The 18,316-nt window shown below is 74.6% G+C and carries 14 protein-coding genes; 8 read left to right on the forward strand and 6 right to left on the reverse strand.

The window, feature by feature from the left end; all coding sequences use genetic code 11:
• Positions 1 to 3: 3 nt before the first annotated feature.
• Positions 4 to 759 carry an SDR family NAD(P)-dependent oxidoreductase gene (locus ACFP1Z_RS16350; protein ID WP_390317089.1) on the reverse strand — a complete coding sequence of 252 codons (756 nt, stop codon included), beginning with the start codon at positions 757 to 759 and terminating at the stop codon, positions 4 to 6.
• A 138-nt stretch (positions 760 to 897) separates the two neighbouring features.
• On the reverse strand, positions 898 to 2,139 hold the full coding sequence (locus ACFP1Z_RS16355) for an amidohydrolase family protein (RefSeq protein ID WP_390317090.1): 1,242 nt from the start codon (positions 2,137 to 2,139) through the stop codon (positions 898 to 900).
• Positions 2,140 to 2,293: 154 nt separating this feature from the next.
• Here ACFP1Z_RS16355 and afsR point away from each other — a divergent pair, with 154 nt between their 5' ends.
• The 3 genes from afsR (at position 2,294) to ACFP1Z_RS16370 (ending at position 6,711) form a co-directional block, all read left to right on the forward strand.
• Positions 2,294 to 5,233 carry an SARP-family global regulator AfsR gene (afsR, locus tag ACFP1Z_RS16360; RefSeq protein WP_390317091.1) on the forward strand — a complete coding sequence of 980 codons (2,940 nt, stop codon included), beginning with the start codon at positions 2,294 to 2,296 and terminating at the stop codon, positions 5,231 to 5,233.
• 319 nt (positions 5,234 to 5,552) lie between these two features.
• Entirely contained in the window at positions 5,553 to 5,789 is a 237-nt protein-coding gene (locus ACFP1Z_RS16365; RefSeq protein ID WP_390317092.1) for a hypothetical protein, read from the forward strand.
• A gap of 721 nt (positions 5,790 to 6,510) precedes the next feature.
• Positions 6,511 to 6,711 carry a hypothetical protein gene (locus ACFP1Z_RS16370; protein ID WP_390317093.1) on the forward strand — a complete coding sequence of 67 codons (201 nt, stop codon included), beginning with the start codon at positions 6,511 to 6,513 and terminating at the stop codon, positions 6,709 to 6,711.
• Positions 6,712 to 6,867: 156 nt separating this feature from the next.
• Here ACFP1Z_RS16370 and ACFP1Z_RS16375 read toward each other — a convergent pair whose 3' ends face one another.
• Positions 6,868 to 8,565, reverse strand: coding sequence for an AMP-binding protein (locus ACFP1Z_RS16375; RefSeq protein WP_390317094.1), 1,698 nt, complete (start codon positions 8,563 to 8,565; stop codon positions 6,868 to 6,870).
• A gap of 166 nt (positions 8,566 to 8,731) precedes the next feature.
• On the opposite strand from ACFP1Z_RS16375, the gene ACFP1Z_RS16380 reads away from it, so the two are divergent.
• The 3 genes from ACFP1Z_RS16380 to ACFP1Z_RS16390 are packed head-to-tail and all read left to right on the forward strand — an operon-like array spanning position 8,732 to position 11,176.
• Positions 8,732 to 9,883: a thiolase C-terminal domain-containing protein gene (locus ACFP1Z_RS16380; RefSeq protein WP_390317096.1), complete on the forward strand. Its 1,152-nt coding sequence runs from the start codon at positions 8,732 to 8,734 to the stop codon at positions 9,881 to 9,883.
• A gap of 4 nt (positions 9,884 to 9,887) precedes the next feature.
• Positions 9,888 to 10,385, forward strand: coding sequence for a Zn-ribbon domain-containing OB-fold protein (locus tag ACFP1Z_RS16385; protein ID WP_390317097.1), 498 nt, complete (start codon positions 9,888 to 9,890; stop codon positions 10,383 to 10,385).
• The gene (locus ACFP1Z_RS16390) at positions 10,382 to 11,176 is read left to right on the forward strand and encodes an enoyl-CoA hydratase/isomerase family protein (protein ID WP_390317098.1); all 795 of its coding nucleotides are present in this window, start codon (positions 10,382 to 10,384) and stop codon (positions 11,174 to 11,176) included. Before ACFP1Z_RS16385 ends, ACFP1Z_RS16390 begins: the two co-directional genes overlap by 4 nt.
• A 40-nt stretch (positions 11,177 to 11,216) precedes the next feature.
• Here ACFP1Z_RS16390 and afsK read toward each other — a convergent pair whose 3' ends face one another.
• On the reverse strand, positions 11,217 to 13,697 hold the full coding sequence (gene afsK / locus ACFP1Z_RS16395; RefSeq protein WP_417801283.1) for a protein serine/threonine kinase AfsK: 2,481 nt from the start codon (positions 13,695 to 13,697) through the stop codon (positions 11,217 to 11,219).
• A gap of 792 nt (positions 13,698 to 14,489) precedes the next feature.
• On the opposite strand from afsK, the gene ACFP1Z_RS16400 reads away from it, so the two are divergent.
• Positions 14,490 to 15,137 (forward strand): TetR family transcriptional regulator, encoded by a 648-nt coding sequence (locus tag ACFP1Z_RS16400; protein ID WP_390317100.1) that lies wholly within the window; start codon positions 14,490 to 14,492, stop codon positions 15,135 to 15,137.
• Between the two features lie 24 nt (positions 15,138 to 15,161).
• Here the strand turns inward: ACFP1Z_RS16400 and ACFP1Z_RS16405 are convergent, their stop codons facing one another.
• Positions 15,162 to 15,716, reverse strand: a complete 555-nt coding sequence (locus ACFP1Z_RS16405) for a nitroreductase family deazaflavin-dependent oxidoreductase (RefSeq protein WP_390317340.1) — start codon at positions 15,714 to 15,716, stop codon at positions 15,162 to 15,164.
• An 11-nt stretch (positions 15,717 to 15,727) separates the two neighbouring features.
• Positions 15,728 to 17,014 (reverse strand): acyl-CoA dehydrogenase family protein, encoded by a 1,287-nt coding sequence (locus tag ACFP1Z_RS16410; protein WP_390317102.1) that lies wholly within the window; start codon positions 17,012 to 17,014, stop codon positions 15,728 to 15,730.
• A gap of 88 nt (positions 17,015 to 17,102) precedes the next feature.
• On the opposite strand from ACFP1Z_RS16410, the gene ACFP1Z_RS16415 reads away from it, so the two are divergent.
• Entirely contained in the window at positions 17,103 to 18,275 is a 1,173-nt protein-coding gene (locus tag ACFP1Z_RS16415) for a thiolase C-terminal domain-containing protein (RefSeq protein WP_390317104.1), read from the forward strand.
• Positions 18,276 to 18,316: the final 41 nt, after the last annotated feature.

An 18,316-nucleotide genomic window follows, 5' to 3' on the forward strand; every position in this document is an offset into this window, starting at 1 on the left:
CCGTCACGGCCGCAGCATCGACCCGGCCCGCCAGCCGCCGTCGACGACGAACGGCTGGCCGGTGACGTAGGAGGAGTCCTCGGAGGTCAGGAACAGCGCCAGGCGCGCCACCTCCTGCGGCTGCCCGATCCGCCCCAGCGGCAGCATCCTGCGGTACAGTTCGGCCGCCTCCGGGCCCCGGGCACCGCCGAGCATGGGGGTGTCCACCACGCCCGGGCACATCGCGTTGACCCGGATGCCCCGCGCGCCGAGTTCCAGCGCGGCCACCCGCGTCATGCCCAGGACGGCGGCCTTGGAGGCCGCGTAGGCCGTTAGCCGCTCCAGGGCCGACAGTGCCGCGTACGAGGCGGCGTTGACGATCGTGCCGCCCCCGGCGTCGGCGATCAGGGGCGCCGCGGTGCGCATGCCCAGGAAGGTGCCGAGCTGGTTGACCCGGCACACCTCGACGAACTCGGCGGTGGAGGTGTCCAGGAGCGTGTTCTGCCGCAGGAGGCCCGCGTTGTTGACGAGCCCGTCGAGCCTGCCGAAGGCGTCGAGCGCCCGCTCCACGGCGGCCGTCCACTGCGCCTCCTCGCCCACGTCCAGGTGGACGTACAGCGCCGCCGCCCCGATGTCCTTCGCGACGTCCTCGCCCTGCTCGTCGAGGACGTCCGCGAGGACCACCCGCGCGCCCTCCGCGGCGAACAGCCGCGCCTCCTGCTCGCCCATCCCGCGCGCCGCACCGGTGATCAGTACGACGCGGCCCTCCAGCTTGCCCATGCCGTGACCGCCTTCCTCCCTCGGGGACCGGACAACTCCCCTCCGGCAACGCGCAGGGGAGTCACGGAAAGGCTTTCCGTACGCGGCCGTCCGACGCATGCGGCGCTCCCCCGCGCACGGACGGGCCGCGGTGCGCCGTCACCGCCGCCCCGCCGGGCGGGCCGCGCCGGGCCACAGCCCGTCCTCGGTCAGGCCCAGCAGCGCGATCGCGTTGCCGCGCACGATGCGCTCGGTCACCTCGGGCGCAAGGTGCGCCATCTGCCGCTCGGCGACCTCGCGGGAGCGCGGCCAGGTGGAGTCGGAGTGCGGATAGTCGGTCTCGTACAGCACGTTGCCCACCCCGATCGCGTCCAGGCTGCGCAGCCCGAAGGCGTCGTCGAAGAAGCAGCCGTGCACGTGCCCGGCGAACAGCTCGGAGGGCGGCCGGCGCACCCTGTCCGCGACGCCGCCCCAGCCGCGGTTCTCCTGCCACACGGTGTCGGCGCGCTCCAGCAGGTACGGGATCCAGCCGATCTGCCCCTCCGCGTACATGACGCGCAGGCGCGGGAAGCGCTCGAAGACGCCCGACAGCAGCCAGTCGGCCAGTGAGAAGCAGCAGTTGGCGAAGGTGAGGGCGGAGCCGACGGCGGGCGGGGCGTCGGCGGAGGTGGAGGGCATGCGCGAGGAGGAGCCGATGTGCATGGCGACGACGGTGCCGGTCTCCTCGCAGGCGCGCAGGAAGGGGTCCCAGGCGTCGGTGTGGACCGAGGGCAGGCCCAGGTACGGGGGGATCTCCGAGAAGCACACGGCGGGCACGCCCCGCGCCGAGGTGCGCCGCACCTCGGCGGCGGCGAGCTCCGCGTCCCACAGCGGCACGATCGCCAGCGGGATCAGCCGGCCGCCCGCCCCGGGGCCGCACCACTCCTCCGTCATCCAGTCGTTGTAGGCGCGGACGCACGCGAGCGCGAGCTCCTTGTCCCGGGCCTCCGCGAACGTCTGCCCGCAAAACCGGGGAAACGTGGGGAAACAGAGCGCCGACCGCACGTGGTTGAGGTCCATGTCCGCGAGCCGCTCGGGCACGCTGAAGGAGCCCGGCCGCATGTCCTCGAAGGTGATCCCTTTGAGCGCGACCTCGTCCCTGGAGCATCCGACGGCGGTATCAAGCCGGGTGAGCGGACGGCGCAAATCCTCATAGACCCACCAGTCGACGGGCGGCCCCCCGTCCCCGGGCCCGCCCATCACCGCCGTGAACCGGCCTCCGGAGAAGGCCATTTCGCGGCAGGGCGCCCGTACGACACGCGGCCCCTCGGCCCGCAGCCGCGCGGGAAGGCGGTCCTGCCACAGGTGGGGCGGCTCGACCGTGTGGTCGTCCACCGAGACGATCCAGGGGAAGCTCGCCATGCCGGAACCGTAGCGCCGAACTGACGCCCCGTCAGCAGTTGGCGTGGGGTGGTCCGGGGCGGGCCTTGTGGAGAGGCCGGACCCCTGCTGACGTAATGGTGGGGAACAAGGCAGACTTGCCGGTGCGACCGAGCGGGACGAGCAGGGGGTCACCATGGCCGACGGCACAGGGTACGAGCAGGGGCTGTGCTTCGCCGTGCTCGGGCCCGTCCGGGCCCGCCGAGGCGGCGAGGTCCTGCACACGGGATCACCGCAGCAGCGGGCACTGCTGGCCGCGCTGCTGCTGCGCGGCGGCCGCACCGCGACGGCCTCGGAGCTGGTCGACGCGCTGTGGGGGGAGGAGCCCCCGCCCGCGGCACTGGCCGCCCTGCGCACCTACGCCTCCCGGCTGCGCAAGTCCTTCGGCCCCGACGCCGACGTCCTGGTCAGCGAGTCCGGCGGGTACGCGATACGGGTCCGGCCCGGCTGCCTGGACATCGACCGGGCCGAGTCCCTGGCCGGCCAGGCCGACAAGGCCCGCGCCGCCGGCGACCGCGCCCGCGCCCGCGAGCTGGTGGGCGAGGCCCTGGCCGTGTGGGACGGCGAACCACTGGCCAGTGTGCCCGGCCCGTACGCCGACACCCAGCGCGCCCGCCTGGAGGAGTGGCGGCTCTCCCTCATCGAGACCCGCCTCGACCTCGACCTGGAGGTCGGCTGCCACGCCGAGGCCGTCTCCGAGCTCACCGGACTGACCGCCGCCTACCCGCTGCGCGAGCGGCTGCGCGAACTGCTCATGCTCGCCCTGTACCGCTGCGGCCGGCAGGCCGAGGCCCTGGCCGTCTACGCCGACACCCGCCGCCTCCTCGCCGACGAACTCGGCGTCGACCCCCGCCCGGAGCTCTCCGAGCTGCAACAGCGGATCCTGCACGCGGACGCCGAACTGACGCTGCAGCTGGGGCCGGACGACCAGTTCGCCACCGGACCCGCGTTCATCCGCCCCGCCCAGCTGCCCGCGACCATCTCCGACTTCACCGGCAGAGGAGCCCTGGTCGCCGAGCTCAACGAGCAACTGGCCGCCGCCGAGGCCAGGATCATGGCCGTCTCCGCGGTCGCCGGCATCGGCGGCGTCGGCAAGACCACCCTCGCCGTGCACGTCGCGCACGCCGCCCGGCACCACTTCCCCGACGGCCAGCTCTACGTCGACCTGCAGGGCGCCGGCCCCGTGCCCGCCGACCCCGAGGCCGTCCTCGGCTCGTTCCTGCGCGCCCTGGGCATCCCCGACACCGGCATCCCCAACGGGCTCCAGGAGCGCTCCGCGCTCTTCCGCTCCACCCTCGACGGACGCCGCGTCCTCACCGTGCTGGACAACGCCCGCGACGCCGCCCAGATCCGCCCGCTGCTGCCCGGCACCGACGGCTGCGCCGCCCTCGTCACCAGCCGCGCCCGCATGGTCGACCTCGCCGGCGCCCACCTCGTCGACCTCGACGTCATGAGCCCCGACGAGGCCCTGGTGCTCTTCACCCGGATCGTGGGAGCCGAACGCGTCGGCGCCGAACGCGACGCCGCCATGGACGTCGTCGCCGCCTGCGGCTTCCTGCCGCTGGCCATCCGCATCGCCGCCTCCCGGCTGGCCTCGCGCCGCACCTGGACCGTCTCCGTCCTCGCCCGCAAACTCGCCGACGAACGCCGCCGCCTCGACGAACTGCGCGCCGGCGACCTCGCCGTCAAGGCCAGCTTCGAACTCGGCTACGGACAGCTGGAGGACGACCAGGCCCGCGCCTTCCGCCTCCTCGGCCTCGCCGACGGCCCCGACATCTCCCTGCACGCCGCGGCCGCCCTGCTCGGCATGGACGCCGAGGACGCCGAGGAACTGCTGGAGTCCCTCGTGGACACCTCGCTCCTGGAGTCCGCGGCCCCCGGCCGCTACCGCTACCACGACCTGGTCCGCCTCTACGCGCGTTCCTGCGCCGAACGCGACGAGCGGCCCGCCGAGCACGACGCCGCCCTCTCCCGGCTCCTCGACTTCTACCTGGCCACCGCCGGCAGCGTGTACGTCCTGGCACGCCCCGGCGACCAGCTGCTCACCCACCTGACCCCCACGGCCCACCCCGGACTCGCCTTCGCCGACGCCGCCGAGGCCGGCGACTGGCTCTTCGCGGAGGCCGCCTGCCTGCTGGCCTGCGCCCGCCAGCACGCCGACCCGTCCGGCTCCGCCCGCGACGCCCTGCCGCGCGCCGTCGACCTGCTGCTCGCCGCGAAGGACCTCTCGGAGTCCGGGGCCGACGCCCGCCAGTACGAGCAGGCCGCCCTCGCCCTGCTGGCCGCCGCCCGCGAGGCCGGCGACAACAGGGCGGAGGGCCGCGCCCGGACCGTACTGGCCCATGTCCACAGCTGGGCCGGACGGTTCGACCAGTCCGACGAGGAGGCCGAGCGCGCGGTGCTGCTCGGCCGCTCCTGCCAGGACCCCGTCCCCTGCTGCCACGCCTCCAACGCCCGCGGCATCATCGCCCTCTACCAGCACCGCCACGAGGACGCCGAGACCCACCTCGGCCGGGCCCTGGAGTACTTCCGCGCCGACGGCAACCGGCCCGGCGAGGCCAGCGCCCTCAGCAACCTCTCCCGCGTGCACGTCGACAGCGGACGCGTCGAGACGGGCATCGAGCTCGCCGAGCAGTCGGTGGCCATCTACCGCACGGGCGAGGCCACCTGGCGGCTCGCCAACGGCCTGTACGCGGCGGGCATCGCCCTCACCCGCGCCGGACGCTTCGACGAGGCACTGCGCCGCTTCAACGAGGCCATCCCGATCTTCCACGACAACCGGCAGCGGCTGTGGGAGGGCCTGACCCTCTTCCGCATCGCCGAGCTCCACCTCGCCGCCCGCAGGCCCGCCCAGGCGGCCTCCCACGCCGAACAGGCCCTGGCCCTGCTGCGCGGTCTGGGCGGCGGCTGGCGGCGCGGGAACGTTCTGACCGTCCTCGGCCGTTCACTGGACGCGCTGGGCCAGCCGGGCCGCGCGCACGCCTGCTGGCGCGAGGCCCTGGCCATCTACGAGGAGCTCGGCTCCCCCGAAGCCGCCGAGGTGCGACGGCTGTTGACCGTGGTGGCGGCGGCTTAGGAGCGACTGCCGCGCCTGCGGCACGGGCACGGCGGCACAGGGGTCCCACCCCGTGCCGAAGCCCTTTCGGGGAGGCCCGAAACCCCCCTCACGTGCCCGTTAATCGATCGTTTATCGCGGCCGGGCAGTCTTACGGCATGTCGATCCGTCGCGTCGGGGGGCAGGCGGGTCGTAGCGGATGAGTCCTTCACCACCGGGGCGATCAGCCCCTCAGACCCGTCCGGCGGTACTCGGGGGAGTCGCCGGGCGGGTTCCGCATCACCGATCAACACCACTCCCCTTCACGCCAAGACGACTCGCGAACAACGGGGTGAACATCATGAGCGACCAGCAGAACCTCAGCACCGGAGTGGCGACGCCGCAGGACGACCACGCCACCGGCACCAAGACCCTCGCCGCCGTTCCGTCCCTGCTCCCGCAGGACGACCACGCGACGGGCACGAAGGGCCTGGCCGCCACTTCGCCGGTCGTCCCGCCCGACGACCACGCCACGGGCGGACACAGCGGCGGCCCGGCCGTCGCGGCGGACGACCACGCACAGACCGAGCCGATCTGACCGGACCGCTGAGCAGGCTCCCCCGGCCGGGGCACCACTGACCGGCCGGGGGGGCACGGGGGACCACGGGGGAGGCAAGAGGGATCGACCGGGGGACGGCAGGCTCCGCCGGGGGACGTCCGACAGGCACACGGGGGAAGTGCACGGGGGAGTGCACGGGGGGACGTCGGACGGACGGAGCCTGCCGGCAACGGCGGCAGGACGTACGGGGGAACACGGGGGCACGGGGGAAACCGGCAAGACCGTACGAACGCACGGGGGAACCACGGGGGAACAACGGGGGACACGAGAAACGGGGGACCGCAGCGCACCGACCACGGGGGAAGCACAACGGGGGAACCACAACGGGGGCACGTCAACGGGGGATCCACACACGGGGGATGCACCACCGCACGACCACATCAATTCAACAGTGAAGTCCCGAGGGGGGAACGATCCACAGGGGACCGCCAGGGGCCGGCGTCGGCTGCACGGAGGGGGAGCCGCCGACGCCGGCCTCATGGCCGTGCGCTCCAGCGCTCCCGAGCCGGGCCCCGTGCGACGGCACCCGCAACCGCGGCCCGCCGCACGGAGGTTCGTACAAGGTCCGCGCGAAGACGCGGACGGCGCCGGCCCGAACCGCTAGGTTCACCGCACGCGTACGCGGCGCACCGCAAACGCACCGACCACCCGCGCCCGCGTGCCAACCACCGTATGACCCCCGATCCTTGAGGAGTCGGACATGAGCAGCACGACCACACGCAACAGGAAAGCGTTCGTCATAGCCGCCCTGGCGGCGGCCGCCGCCATCGGTACGGCGGTACCCGCCTCGGCCGACGACCACGCGGAGATCCACCCCGCGGCGGCGAGCGTCGCCCCCGGTCACCTCACCGCCGGATCCGGCACCCACATCCTCGGCGGCTCCGACGACCACGCGGAGTAACAGCGCGTCCCAGTAGGGGAAGAGGAACCAGTAGGGGAAGAGGAAGGGGCAGACGCCCGGCCACCGCGGCCGGACCGTCCGCGCCGTTCCCAGGGGTGCGTGGACCGGGACCCGCCCGGCGAGTCCGTCGTGCCGACACGGCGGAAGGAAGGGCGCTCACCGGCCCACGCCCCCGCTGCCCGCTTCCCCGCCCGCCCGCTCCACCCCCTGCCGCAGCCGCCGTTTGAGCACCTTCCCCGCGGCGTTGCGCGGCAGCTCCGGCACGAACTCCACCTCACGCGGCACCTTGTAGCCGGCCATCTCGCGGCGCGCCCACGCCAGGAGCTCCCCCGCGCTCGGGGAACGGCTCCCCGGCCGCCGGACCGCGAACGCCTTGCCGACCTCGCCGAGCCGGGCGTCCGGCACCCCGACGACGGCGACGTCCGCGAGCCCGGGATGCCGGGCCAGCAGCCTTTCCACCTCGGCGGGACAGACATTGAAGCCGCCCACGACGTACATGTCCGTGAGCCGGTCGGTGATCCGCAGATTGCCGTCGGCGTCCAGCACCCCCACATCGCCGGTGTGCAGCCAGCCCTGCGGGTCGACGGCGCGGGCCGTGGCCGACGGATTCTCGAAGTAGCCGGCCATGACCTGATGGCCGCGCACCAGGATCTCCCCCGTCCCGCCCGGCGGCAGGAAGGCCCCGGCGGCGTCGACGACCACGACCTCGGTGCCCGGCACGGCCCGCCCGCAGCTGTGCGCCGCCACTTCCGGCGGGTCGTCCCGGCGGCACATCGTGACGAGCCCGGTGGCCTCGCTCATCCCGTAGGCGGTGAGCACCGTCGCGATCCCCAGCTCCGTACGTATCCGCTCCACCAGCCGTCCGTCCACGGAGGCCGCCCCGGTGACGGCGAGCCGCAGCGCGGACAGGCCACGGTCCGCGCCGCCGGGGTGGTCGAGCAGCGAACGGTAGAGGGCGGGCGGTCCGGGCAGCACGGTGATGCGCTCCGCGGCGAGCGTCGCGAGCAACGCGCCGGGCTCGAAGACCGGTTGCGGCACCATCGTCGCGCCCCGCATGAGGCACGCGAGCACCCCGGCCTTGTAACCGAAGGTGTGCGAGAAGGGGTTGACGATCAGATACCGGTCCTCCTCCCCCAGCCCGGCCAGGTCGGCCCAGGTGGCGAAGGCCCGCAGGGTCTGCGCCTGGGTGACGACCACGCCCTTGGGCAGGCCCGTGGTGCCGGAGGTGAACATGATGTCCGAGGGCGCGCCGGGACCGATGCCGTTCGCCCGCAGCCGCACCGCCCCGGCCGACACGCTTCCGCCGGCCGCGAGGAACTCCTTCCAGGTGCGAGAACCCCCGGGCGCCTCGTCCGCGAGGACGACGACGTCCCGCAGATGCGGCAGTCCCGGCAACGGGCCGGAGGGCAGCCCCTGTTGGCCGTCGGCGCTCCGGGTGGCGAACCGCCCGGTCCGGCCGTCCCGCCGGGCGAGGGCCTGACGGAGCGCGGCGACATAGGAGGTGCCGAGGAACGGGCCCGTGACGAACAGCAGGCGCGCCCGGGTGCGGGCGAGCAGCTGCGCCGCCTCGGCGCCCTTCAGCCGCGTATTGACCGGCACCAGCACCGCGCCGGCCGTGACGGCCCCCAGCGCGCAGACGATCCAGCCCAGCGAGTTCGGCGCCCACACCGCCACCCGGTCGCCGGTGCGCACTCCGGCGGCCAGGCAGGCCGCGGCGGCCCGTTCGACCTGTGCGCCGAGCTGCCGGTAACTGATCCGGGTGCGGCCGTCCACCACGGCCTCGCGCTCGCCGTACCGCTCGGCGGCCGTGCGGACCAGCCGGGGTACGGACATGAACTCCAGGTCACCGCGCATCGCACGCCCTCCCCCGCCCCGGGCCGCCACGCCGGCCGAAGGGCCGGCCGGGACCCGGTGCCGGCCCGGCACCGCGGCCCGTGGCTGACTGTTCGTCAGATTAGCGATAGCCTTCCGCGCTGTCAGCAGTGCCCGCGTCCACAGCGCGCACAGCGCGGAGGTGACGATGACGACGCCGCTCAAGGACGCCACCGCGATCGTCGGCATAGGACAGACCCCCTTCGCCCGCCGACTCCCCGAATCCGAGAAGCATTTGGCCTGCCGCGCCGTCGTCGCGGCGCTCGACGACGCGGGCATCGCGCCGTCGGAGGTCGACGCCTTCGCCTCCTACACGATGGAGGAGACCGAAGAGGTCGAGGTCGCGAAGGCGATCGGGGCCGGCGACGTCACCTTCTTCGCGCGCACCGGCTACGGGGGCGGCGGCTCCTGCGCCACCGTAGCCCTGCTGGCCGCCGCGATCGCCACGGGAGCGGCCACCGTCGGCGTGGCCTGGCGCTCCCGCAAGCGCGGCTCCGGACCGCGCCCCTGGCGCGAGACCCGCCACCCGCTGCCCACCCCCGGGCAGTGGACGAGGCCGTACGGACTGCTGCGCCCCGTCGACGAGATCGCCCTGCTCGCGCGCCGCTATCTGCACGACCACGGCGCCACCCGGGAGCACCTGTTCAACGTCGCCCGCGCCTGCCGCGACCGCGCCCGCGCCAACCCGGCCGCCCTGATGCGCGACCGGCCGCTGACCCGCGAGCTGTACATGTCCGCGCGCTGGATCAGTGAGCCCCTGTGCCTGTACGACAACTGCCTGGAGACCGACGGGGCTTCGGCCTGCGTCGTCACCTCGGCCGCACGCGCCCGCGACTGCCGCCGGCGCCCGGTCCTCGTGCACTCCGTCGCCCAGGGCCTGCCCGCACAGCACCACGGCATGGTCAACTACTGGAACGACGACCCGCTCACGGGCCCCTCCTGGACCGCCGCCCGACAGCTGTGGAAGACAGCCGACTTCGGCCCCCAGGACGTCGACGTCGCCCAGATCTACGACGCGTTCACCCCGCTCGTCCTGCTGTCGCTGGAGGGCTACGGCTTCTGCGGGCGCGGCGAGGGGGCCGCCTTCACCGAGGGCGGCGCCCTCGACCCCGGCGGCCGGCTGCCCCTGAACACCAGCGGCGGCGGGCTCAGCGAGGCCTACATCCACGGCTTCAATCTCGTCACCGAAGGCGTCAGACAGCTGCGGGGCGACTCCACCGCGCAGGTCACCGGCGCCCGCACCTGCCTGGTCACGGCGGGCGAAGGTGTCCCCACATCGGCTCTGCTGCTGAGGAGTTGAGGTCATGTCCCCCATGGTGACGGGTACCACTGACAACGCCCCCGACCAGGACTTTCACCCCGGGGAGAGCGCTGCGACGGCCCCGGTCGAGGACGAGGACGGCCTGCCCTTCTGGGAGTTCGCGGCCCGGGGCGAGCTGCGGGTGCAGTCCTGCGCCGCCTGCGCACTGCCGCGCTTCCCGCCCCGCCCCTGCTGCCCCCGCTGCCAGTGCTTCGCCTCCGAGTGGCGCCGCGTGAGCGGGCACGGACGCCTGTGGTCGTACGTCGTCCCCCACCCGCCCCTGCTGCCCTTCTACGAGCAACACGCCCCTTACAACGTCGCGTTGGTGGAGCTCGCCGAGGACCCGCGCATCCGTCTCGTCGGCAATGTCGTCGCCGCCCCGGGGGCGGGGCTCGGCTCCCTCGACCCGGCCCGGCTGTCCATCGGGGCACCCGTACGCGCCGCGTTCACCGATCCCGCCGAGGGCGTCACCGTGCCGTACTGGCTGCTGGAGGAAGCGTGAACACCCGGCCCGCCGCCGGCCGCGGGACCGTACGGGCCGAGGTGCGCGAGGACGGGGTCGCGCTCGTCACCCTCGACCGGCCCGAGGTCCACAACGCCGTCGACGAGGCCATGGCACACGAACTCGCCCGCGTGTGGCGGGACTTCCGCTTCGACGACGCCGTGCGGGCCGTCGTGCTCACCGGTGCCGGCGGCCGCGCGTTCTGCACCGGCGTCGACCGCTCCGTCCGCGTCCCCCAGCCGCCCTCGCCCTACAGCCTCGACGATCCGCTGCTGGGCATCGGCCCCAAGTCCTGCGACCTGTGGAAGCCGGTGGTCGCCGCGGTGGCCGGGATGGCCTGCGGCGGGGCGTTCTACCTGCTGGGCGAGGCGGAGTTCGTCGTCGCCTCCGAGGACGCGACGTTCTTCGACCCGCACACGAGCTACGGCATGGTCAGCGCCTACGAGGCGGTGCTCATGGCCCAGCGCATGCCCTACGGCGAGGCCGCCCGTATGGCGCTGATGGGCACCGCCGAACGCCTCTCCGCGCGCCGTGCCCAGGAGTTCGGCCTGGTCTGCGAGGTGACCGCGCCCGGCGAAACGGTCCCCGCGGCTCTTCGGGCCGCCGCCGTCATCGCCTCCTGGCCCACGGAGGCGGTGCAGGGCACCGTACGGGCCCTGTGGTCGGCGCGGGAGGCCACCCGGCAGCAGGCGCTGGCCCTCGCCCCGCACCTGATCGCGCTCGGCAGCCTCGCCCCGGACCGCCAGGCCGCCCTGTTCGCCGCACGCACCCGCACGCACCGGGTGCGCTGAGCTCCCGGGGCGGCGCGCGGGCCGGGAGCCGGGGATCCCGTCAGCGGCGGGACATCCCCGTGCCCTTGGCGGCGTCCAGCGCGTACACACAGCGGTCCTTGCTGCACGCGTAGACCACGCCGCCCCGGGCCGCCGGGGAGCCGGTGATCTCCCCGCCCGTGGCGAGCTTCCAGCGCAGCTGGCCGCCGGCCGCGTCGACCGTGTAGACGCAGTGGTCGGCGGAACCGAAGTGGATCCGGCCGTCCGCGACGACGGGCGAGCCCACGACCTCGCCGCCCGCCGCGAAACGCCACTTGGGCGTGCCGGTGGCCGCGTCCAGGGTGTAGAGGGCGCTGCCGCTGCCCAGGTGCACGGAGCCGGCCGCCACGAGCACCGGCTCGGCCGACTGCCGGGCCTCCGTCGCTATCCGCCAGCGTTCGCGGCCGGTCACCGGGTCCAGGCAGTAGACCGTGCCCAGATAGTCGGCGATGTACACGCCGCCGCCCGGCACTGCGGCGCCCGTCGCGAGGGCGGGCGGGCACAGGAAGGCCGCGGGCGCCTCGAACTGCCAGCGCACGTCCCCGCGCGCCGCGTCCACGGCGAGCACCCGGGCCCCCGCCGCCACATAGACCACGCCGTCCGGCGCGGCCAGCAGCCGCACCGGGACCCCGCCGCAGGACGCCGTGTCGCCCACCGCGCACGACCAGCGCTCGGCCCCCGTGCGGGCGTCCAGGGCCCGCAGCCGGGAGTCGGAGCGGACGTAGACCGTGCCGTCCCGCAGGAACGGGCCGCAGTCGGGGGTCTCGAAGTCGGCCTGCAGTCCGGCCGTCTCCCACAGCAGTTCGCCGGTGGCGGCCTCCCACGCCTGGGCGCCCCCGCCGCGCGTACCGGTGACGACGGTGCCGCGCTCGGCGCGCAGCGCGTACACCCAGCCGTCGGTGCCCAGACGCCAGCGCTCGCTGCCGTCCGTGGCGTCCAGCGCGTACAGGGTGGGGCCGTCCGAGGCGTGGATGCGGCCGTCCGCGACGGCCATCGCCCACGCCACGTCCCGGGTCTTGAACTGCCGCCTGCCGCTGGCCACATCGAGCGCGTGCACCTCGAAGGAGGTCACGTACACCAGGTCGCCGGCGACGACCGGCGTGCCCCACACGTCGTTGGACATGCGGAACCGCCAGGGCCGCCAACGGCTCTGCGCGGTCTGCGCGTTGCCGCCCTCCGCCGCGGGGGCGGGGACGTGGGCGGGCGGGGGCGTGGCGGGCATGGGGGACGGCGGGCGCACCCAGCCGGCCGCCGACACGGCGCCCGCGTGGGCGTGCGCCTCCTCGGCCCGTGCCCCGTCGGCGACGCGCGGTCCCGGGCCGATGGGCACCTGCGAACCGGCCAGCCGCACGGCCCCGTCGGACGCGGACACGGCGGGCGCTGCGGCGTGCCGGCCTCCCGAGCGGGCCCCCGGCGCGGTGCGCGGATCGCCGGCCGCGGAGACGGCGGCCGGCCCGGCCCCGCCGAGGCGCCCGTCCCCCCAGCCGGGCCCGGCCGCCCGGCTCTCGCCCCGCGGCTCGTACGCGGGGGACGGCGGCTGCGTGGGGCGGGGCGGTGCCGTACGGGACCGGCCGCCGCCGGAGGCCGGCCCCGCCGACGCGGGCCGGCCGCCGGCGCGGCGGCGCTCGATGAGGGAGACGGCGTCGTCCGGGAGCCAGGCCGAGGCCGTGCCGCTGTCGTCACCGCCGCCGGAGGCGAACAGGTGCGGGGCGAGCCGCGACTGCAGATCGGCGGGGCTGGGCCGGTGCTCGGCCGCCATCTGCATGCAGGACTCGATCAGCGGGCGCAGCTCGTCCGGCAGGCCACTGAGGTCGGGGCCCTCGCGCAGCAGCATGAAGACGGTCTCCACGGGGTTCGCACCGTGGAAGGGCGCGTGGCCGGTGGCCGCGAAGACCAGGGTCGAGCCGAGCGAGAAGACGTCGCTGGCGCCGGTCACGCTGCGGGAGTCCCGGGCCTGCTCGGGCGACATGTAGGCGGGGGTGCCGACGGCGACGTTGGTCATCGTCAGCCGGGTGCTGGAGACGCCGGAGGCGATGCCGAAGTCGATGACGCGCGGGCCGTCCTCCACCACGAGCACGTTGGAGGGCTTCAGGTCGCGGTGCACCAGCCCGGCGCCGTGGATGGACTGCAGCGCCTCGGCGATGCCGGCGGCCAGCCAGCGCACCGCCTGGGCGGGCAGCGGCCCGCACTCGCTGACGATCTCCTCCAGGGAGGGGGCGGGCACATAGGCGGTGGCGAGCCAGGGCACGGCGGCGCGCGGATCGGCGTCGACGACGGCCGCGGTGTAGAAGCCGCTGACCGCCCGGGCCGCCTCCACCTCACGCGTGAAGCGGACCCGGAAGAGCTGGTCCTCCGCGAGCTCCGTGCGCACCGTCTTGATCGCGACCCGTCGGCCGGATGCCGAGCGGGCGAGATAGACCAGCCCCATGCCGCCTGCCCCGAGCCGGCCGAGCACCTCGAACGGGCCGATCCGTCTCGGGTCGTGCTGCGTAAGCTGCTCCACCACTGGCCTGCCACCTCCCCGTGGGGGCTAGAAGGGTTCCCCCCGCCCCGTGCAGCGTCTCACCGCGAATTACTGATGTCTCCCTGGCGATTGCCGTCGGGGAGCCCCGTCGGCCTGCGGTCTCGGCCAGGGGGTGTCCCACGGGAAGGCACAGCAGCCGGGGGTCCGGACGGTGTCCCCCGGGAAAACACAGTATCCCCGGCGAACACCCGCTGATTCTTCCTGGCGAAGGCCGCGGTTGCGAACCCGGGGCACCCTTCGCCGTGTCCCGGCGGGCCGGTGCGCGAGGCGCCCCGCGCACCGCCTTCCCCCTCTCCTTGTCTAACTCTGCGTCACTCCGGGGCGGTTGCGCCGGCCTCTCCCCCGGACCGGCGAATCCTCCCGGACCTCCCCGTACATCCCAGTTGTCACCCTTCGGCCACCGATGCGGATCCGCCCGCCCGCACCCCTGCCTCAAGGTCGATTTCCGGCCACCGCGCGCACCGGCCTCCCCGGAGCGTCCCGCACCCCGGCCCGCGCCCGGGACGGCGTCCGGACGCCGTTGCCCCCGATGCCACGCTACCGGTGGATCAAGGTCCGTGGGGGGCCTGTGGAAAACTGGGCCGGTACCGCCCCGATCCACTTGTCCACAGCCTGTTGATAAGACGATTCACCGGTACGGGCCAATCCGTCCACGACCTACGGCCGTCCGCGACACACCGTCTGACCTGGGCAGATACCCCACCCCTCCCCCCTGCCCCCATTTGCATGCGGCCGGATCGCGCTCCGATCACCCCTCGGTAAGCTGACGGCATGACAGGACAAGTACGCACCGTCGACGGCCGCGTGGCCGGTCGGCGAGGCCAGGCGACGCGGCAGAAGCTGCTCGACTGCCTCAGTGAAATGCTCAGCTCCTCGCCTTACCGGGACGTCAAGGTCATCGACGTCGCGCGCCGGGCCGGCACCTCTCCCGCGACCTTCTACCAGTACTTTCCGGACGTCGAGGGCGCCGTCCTCGAACTGGCCGAGGAGATGGCGAAGGAGGGCGCGAGTCTGACCTCTCTCGTCGCCGGCCGCTCCTGGGTCGGCAAGGCCGGCTGGCAGGCGGCCGAGGAACTCGTCGACGGCTTCCTGGGCTTCTGGCGCCGGCACGATGCCATCCTGCGCGTCGTCGACCTCGGTGCCGCCGAGGGCGACAAGCGGTTCTACAAGATCCGCATGAAGATCCTCAACGCCGTCACCAACTCCCTCACGGACTCCGTCAAGGAGCTCCAGTCCAAGGGCAAGGTCGACAAGGACGTGAGCGCGGCGGCCGTCGCCGGGTCGCTCGTCGCGATGCTCGCCGCGGTCGCCTCGCACCAGAAGGGCTTCCAGAGCTGGGGCGTCAAGCAGGCCGAGCTCAAGCCGAACCTCGCGCTGCTGGTGCACCTGGGCATCACCGGCAAGAAGCCGGCGAAGTAGCGCCCTTCGCACCCGCGCGTCCTGTCAGCACGACGGCGGGCCCGGCCGGCCGGCATCCCCCGGACCGGCGCCGGGCCCCCCGAGTGACCCTGCGCCCCGCCCGGCGGACCGCTCGCGCGGCTCCAGCCGGAAGAGCCTGATCTCCCGCCCCACACGCGCCTGGTAGCGCGCGTACGGGGGCCACAGACCGACGACCGCCGCCCACGCGGACCCGCGCTCCGGCCCGCCGAGCAGCCGGGCCCGTACCGGAACGTCCCGTCCCCGCCAGCTGACCACCGCCTCCGGGTGCGCCAGAAGATTCGCCGACCAGGCCGGGTGGCCGGGCCGGCCGAAGTTGCTGCCGACCACGACCCAGGAACGCACCGGATCGCCCTCCGGCAGACACGCGAGCGGGGTGTGCCGGGGCAGTGCGCTGCGCGCGCCCGTCGAGGTGAGGACGAGCCCCGGCAGCATGCGCGCGCTCAGCAGCGTCCGGCCGCCCGTCAGCCGGTGCACGGCGCGGTCCAGTGCCGGGAGGACGTACGGGGCGACCTTCGCGAAGGCTCGCGTCGAGGAGACCTCCTGCACCAGCCGGGTCAGGTCAACGCCCTTCACAGCATCACCTCTTCGTGTGTGCCAGTGGTTGCGCCGGTCGTGCCGGCGGTTGTGCCAGCTGTTGTGCCGGCTGTTGTGCCTGCGGTGTCGAACAGGCCGCACACGTCCGCCGCGCGTGCCCGCAGCCTGTGCGCGGGGCCGAACAACAGCGCGTCGGAAGCCGCGCGTTTGACGTACAGGTGCACGGCGCACTCCCAGGTCATGCCGAGGCCGCCGTGGAACTGCAGGGCCTCCGCGGCCACCGCGTACTGCGCCTCCAGGGCCTGGGCGAGGGCCAGTTGGCCCGCCACGGCGGTCCCGGCCGGATCCCCGTCGCCGGGGCGCGGTCCGCGTCCGGCCGCCCATGCCGCGCAGTACGCGGCGGAACGGGCGGCCTGCACCGCGACATGGAGGTCCGCGAGGCGGTGCTTGACCGCCTGGAAGGATCCGACGGGCCTGCCGAACTGCTCGCGCGAGCGCACATGCGCGACCGTCAGCCCCAGTGCCCGGTCCGCCGCGCCGACCGCCTCGGCGGCCAGCATCGCGGCCACACTCCCGCCCAGTCCCTCCAGCGCCTCGGCCGCGTCGCCCCGCTCCAGCGGTTCGGCCCGCGCGTCGCGCAGTTCGACGCGGGCCTGCGGCCGCGTCTCGTCCAGGGTGGTCAGGCGCGTGACGGCCACACCGGGCGCCCCGCGCGGCCGCAGCGCGAACAGCAGGGTACGGGGGCGCGCGTAGCCGCCCGTACGGGCCGCGACGAGCAGCAGGCCGGCGCTGTGGCCGTCGAGGACGCGCGGTGCCTCCCCGTACAGCCGCCAGGTACGGCCGCCGTCAGCGGGGCGTGCCTGGACGCCGCCGCTACGGCCGCCTCCCGCCCAGTCGCCGTCCCGGCCGCCGGTGAGCCCGAGCGGCGCCGTGAGCGGGCCGCGGGGCACGACGAGGGCCCCGGTCAGTGTTCCGTCCGCCAGGCGCGGCAGCAGCCGCGCGCACTGCGCGGGCGAACCCAGGGCGGCGACGAGGGGGGCCACGAGCCCTGCTGTGGCCAGCAGCGGGGACGGCAGCAGGACGCGGCCGGTCTCCTCGCAGGCCAGGGCGAGTTCGGCAGGACCCAGACCCGCTCCGCCGTACCGCGCGGGCACCGCGAGCCCCGGCAGCCCCAGTTCCGCGAGGCGGTGCCACAGCTCCTCGTCGTGGCCGTGCGGCGTGCGGACGGCGGCCCCGACCCGTTCCGGGCCGCAGTGCCGGGCCAGCACCTCACGCAGGGTGCGCCGGATCGCACGCTGTTCGGGGCTCAACTCCGCGTCCATGAGCGGCGCCTCCTCCCGTTGCGGGGGCCGACATGGTAGGCCGCGCGGGCATGGTTTCCCAGCATCTTCCTGATGTACCGTCAGAAACATGTCCGCGGGCCCCCGCAAGGTCGCCGTCGCCGGCGTCGCCCTCTCCGACTGCGGACGCCTCGACGGCGTCACGCCGTACGCCCTGCACGCGCAGGCCGCCCGGCGCGCGCTCGCCGACTGCGGCCTGGAGAGGTCCGCTGTCGACGGCTTCGCCTCGGCCGGGCTCGGCACGCTCGCCCCCGTCGACGTCGCGGAGTACCTGGGGCTGCGGCCCCGGTGGGTGGACTCGACCTCCGTCGGCGGGGCGACCTGGGAGGTGATGGCGGCCCACGCCGCCGACGCCATCGCGCTGGGCCACGCCGACGTCGTCCTCCTGGTGTACGGCTCCACGGCCCGCGCCGACCTCAAGGCGGGCCGCCGCACCGCGACGCTGTCCTTCGGCACCGGGGGCCCGGCGCAGTTCGAGGCGCCCTACGGGCACACGATCGTCGCCAAGTACGCGATGGCCGCGCGCCGTCACATGCACCAGTACGGCACGACGGTTGAACAGTTTGCCGACGTCGCGGTTCAAACCCGCGAGAACGCCCGGCACAATCCGGCCGCGCTGCACCGCACCCCGATCACCGTCGACGACGTCCTGTCCGCACCGGTGATCGCGGACCCGTTCACCAAGCTGCACTGCTGCGTCCGCTCGGACGGCGGCTGCGCGGTCGTCCTCGCGGCCCGGGAGTACCTGGACGGGGCGGCACACCCTCCGGTGTGGGTGCTGGGCTGCGGCACGGCCGTCTCGCACACGGCGATGTCGCAGTGGGACGACTTCACCGTCACCCCGGCCGCCGTCTCCGGTCGCCTGGCGTTCGCGCGGGCGGGTGTACGGCCGCAGGAGATCGACGTGGCCGAACTGTACGACGCGTTCACCTACATGACGCTCGTGACACTGGAGGACCTCGGTTTCTGCGCCAAGGGCGAGGGCGGGCCGTTCGTCGGGGGGAACCGGCTGACGGTCTCCGGCGCCCTGCCGGTCAACACGGACGGCGGCGGGCTGTCCGCCTGCCACCCCGGCATGCGGGGACTGTTCCTCCTCGTCGAGGCGGTGCGCCAGCTGCGCGGGGAGGCCGAGGAAGGACGCCAGGTGCGCCGCCCCGACGGCACGCCGCCCCGCCTCGCCGTCGTCTCGGGCACCGGCGGCTGGTTCTGCTCCTCCGGGACGCTCGTCCTCGCGCGCGGCTGACGGGCCCCGGCGCGCGGCAGCCGCGCGCAGGCGGTTGGATG

This window comes from Streptomyces gamaensis (assembly GCF_042656465.1).
Lineage (GTDB): Bacteria > Actinomycetota > Actinomycetes > Streptomycetales > Streptomycetaceae > Streptomyces > Streptomyces gamaensis.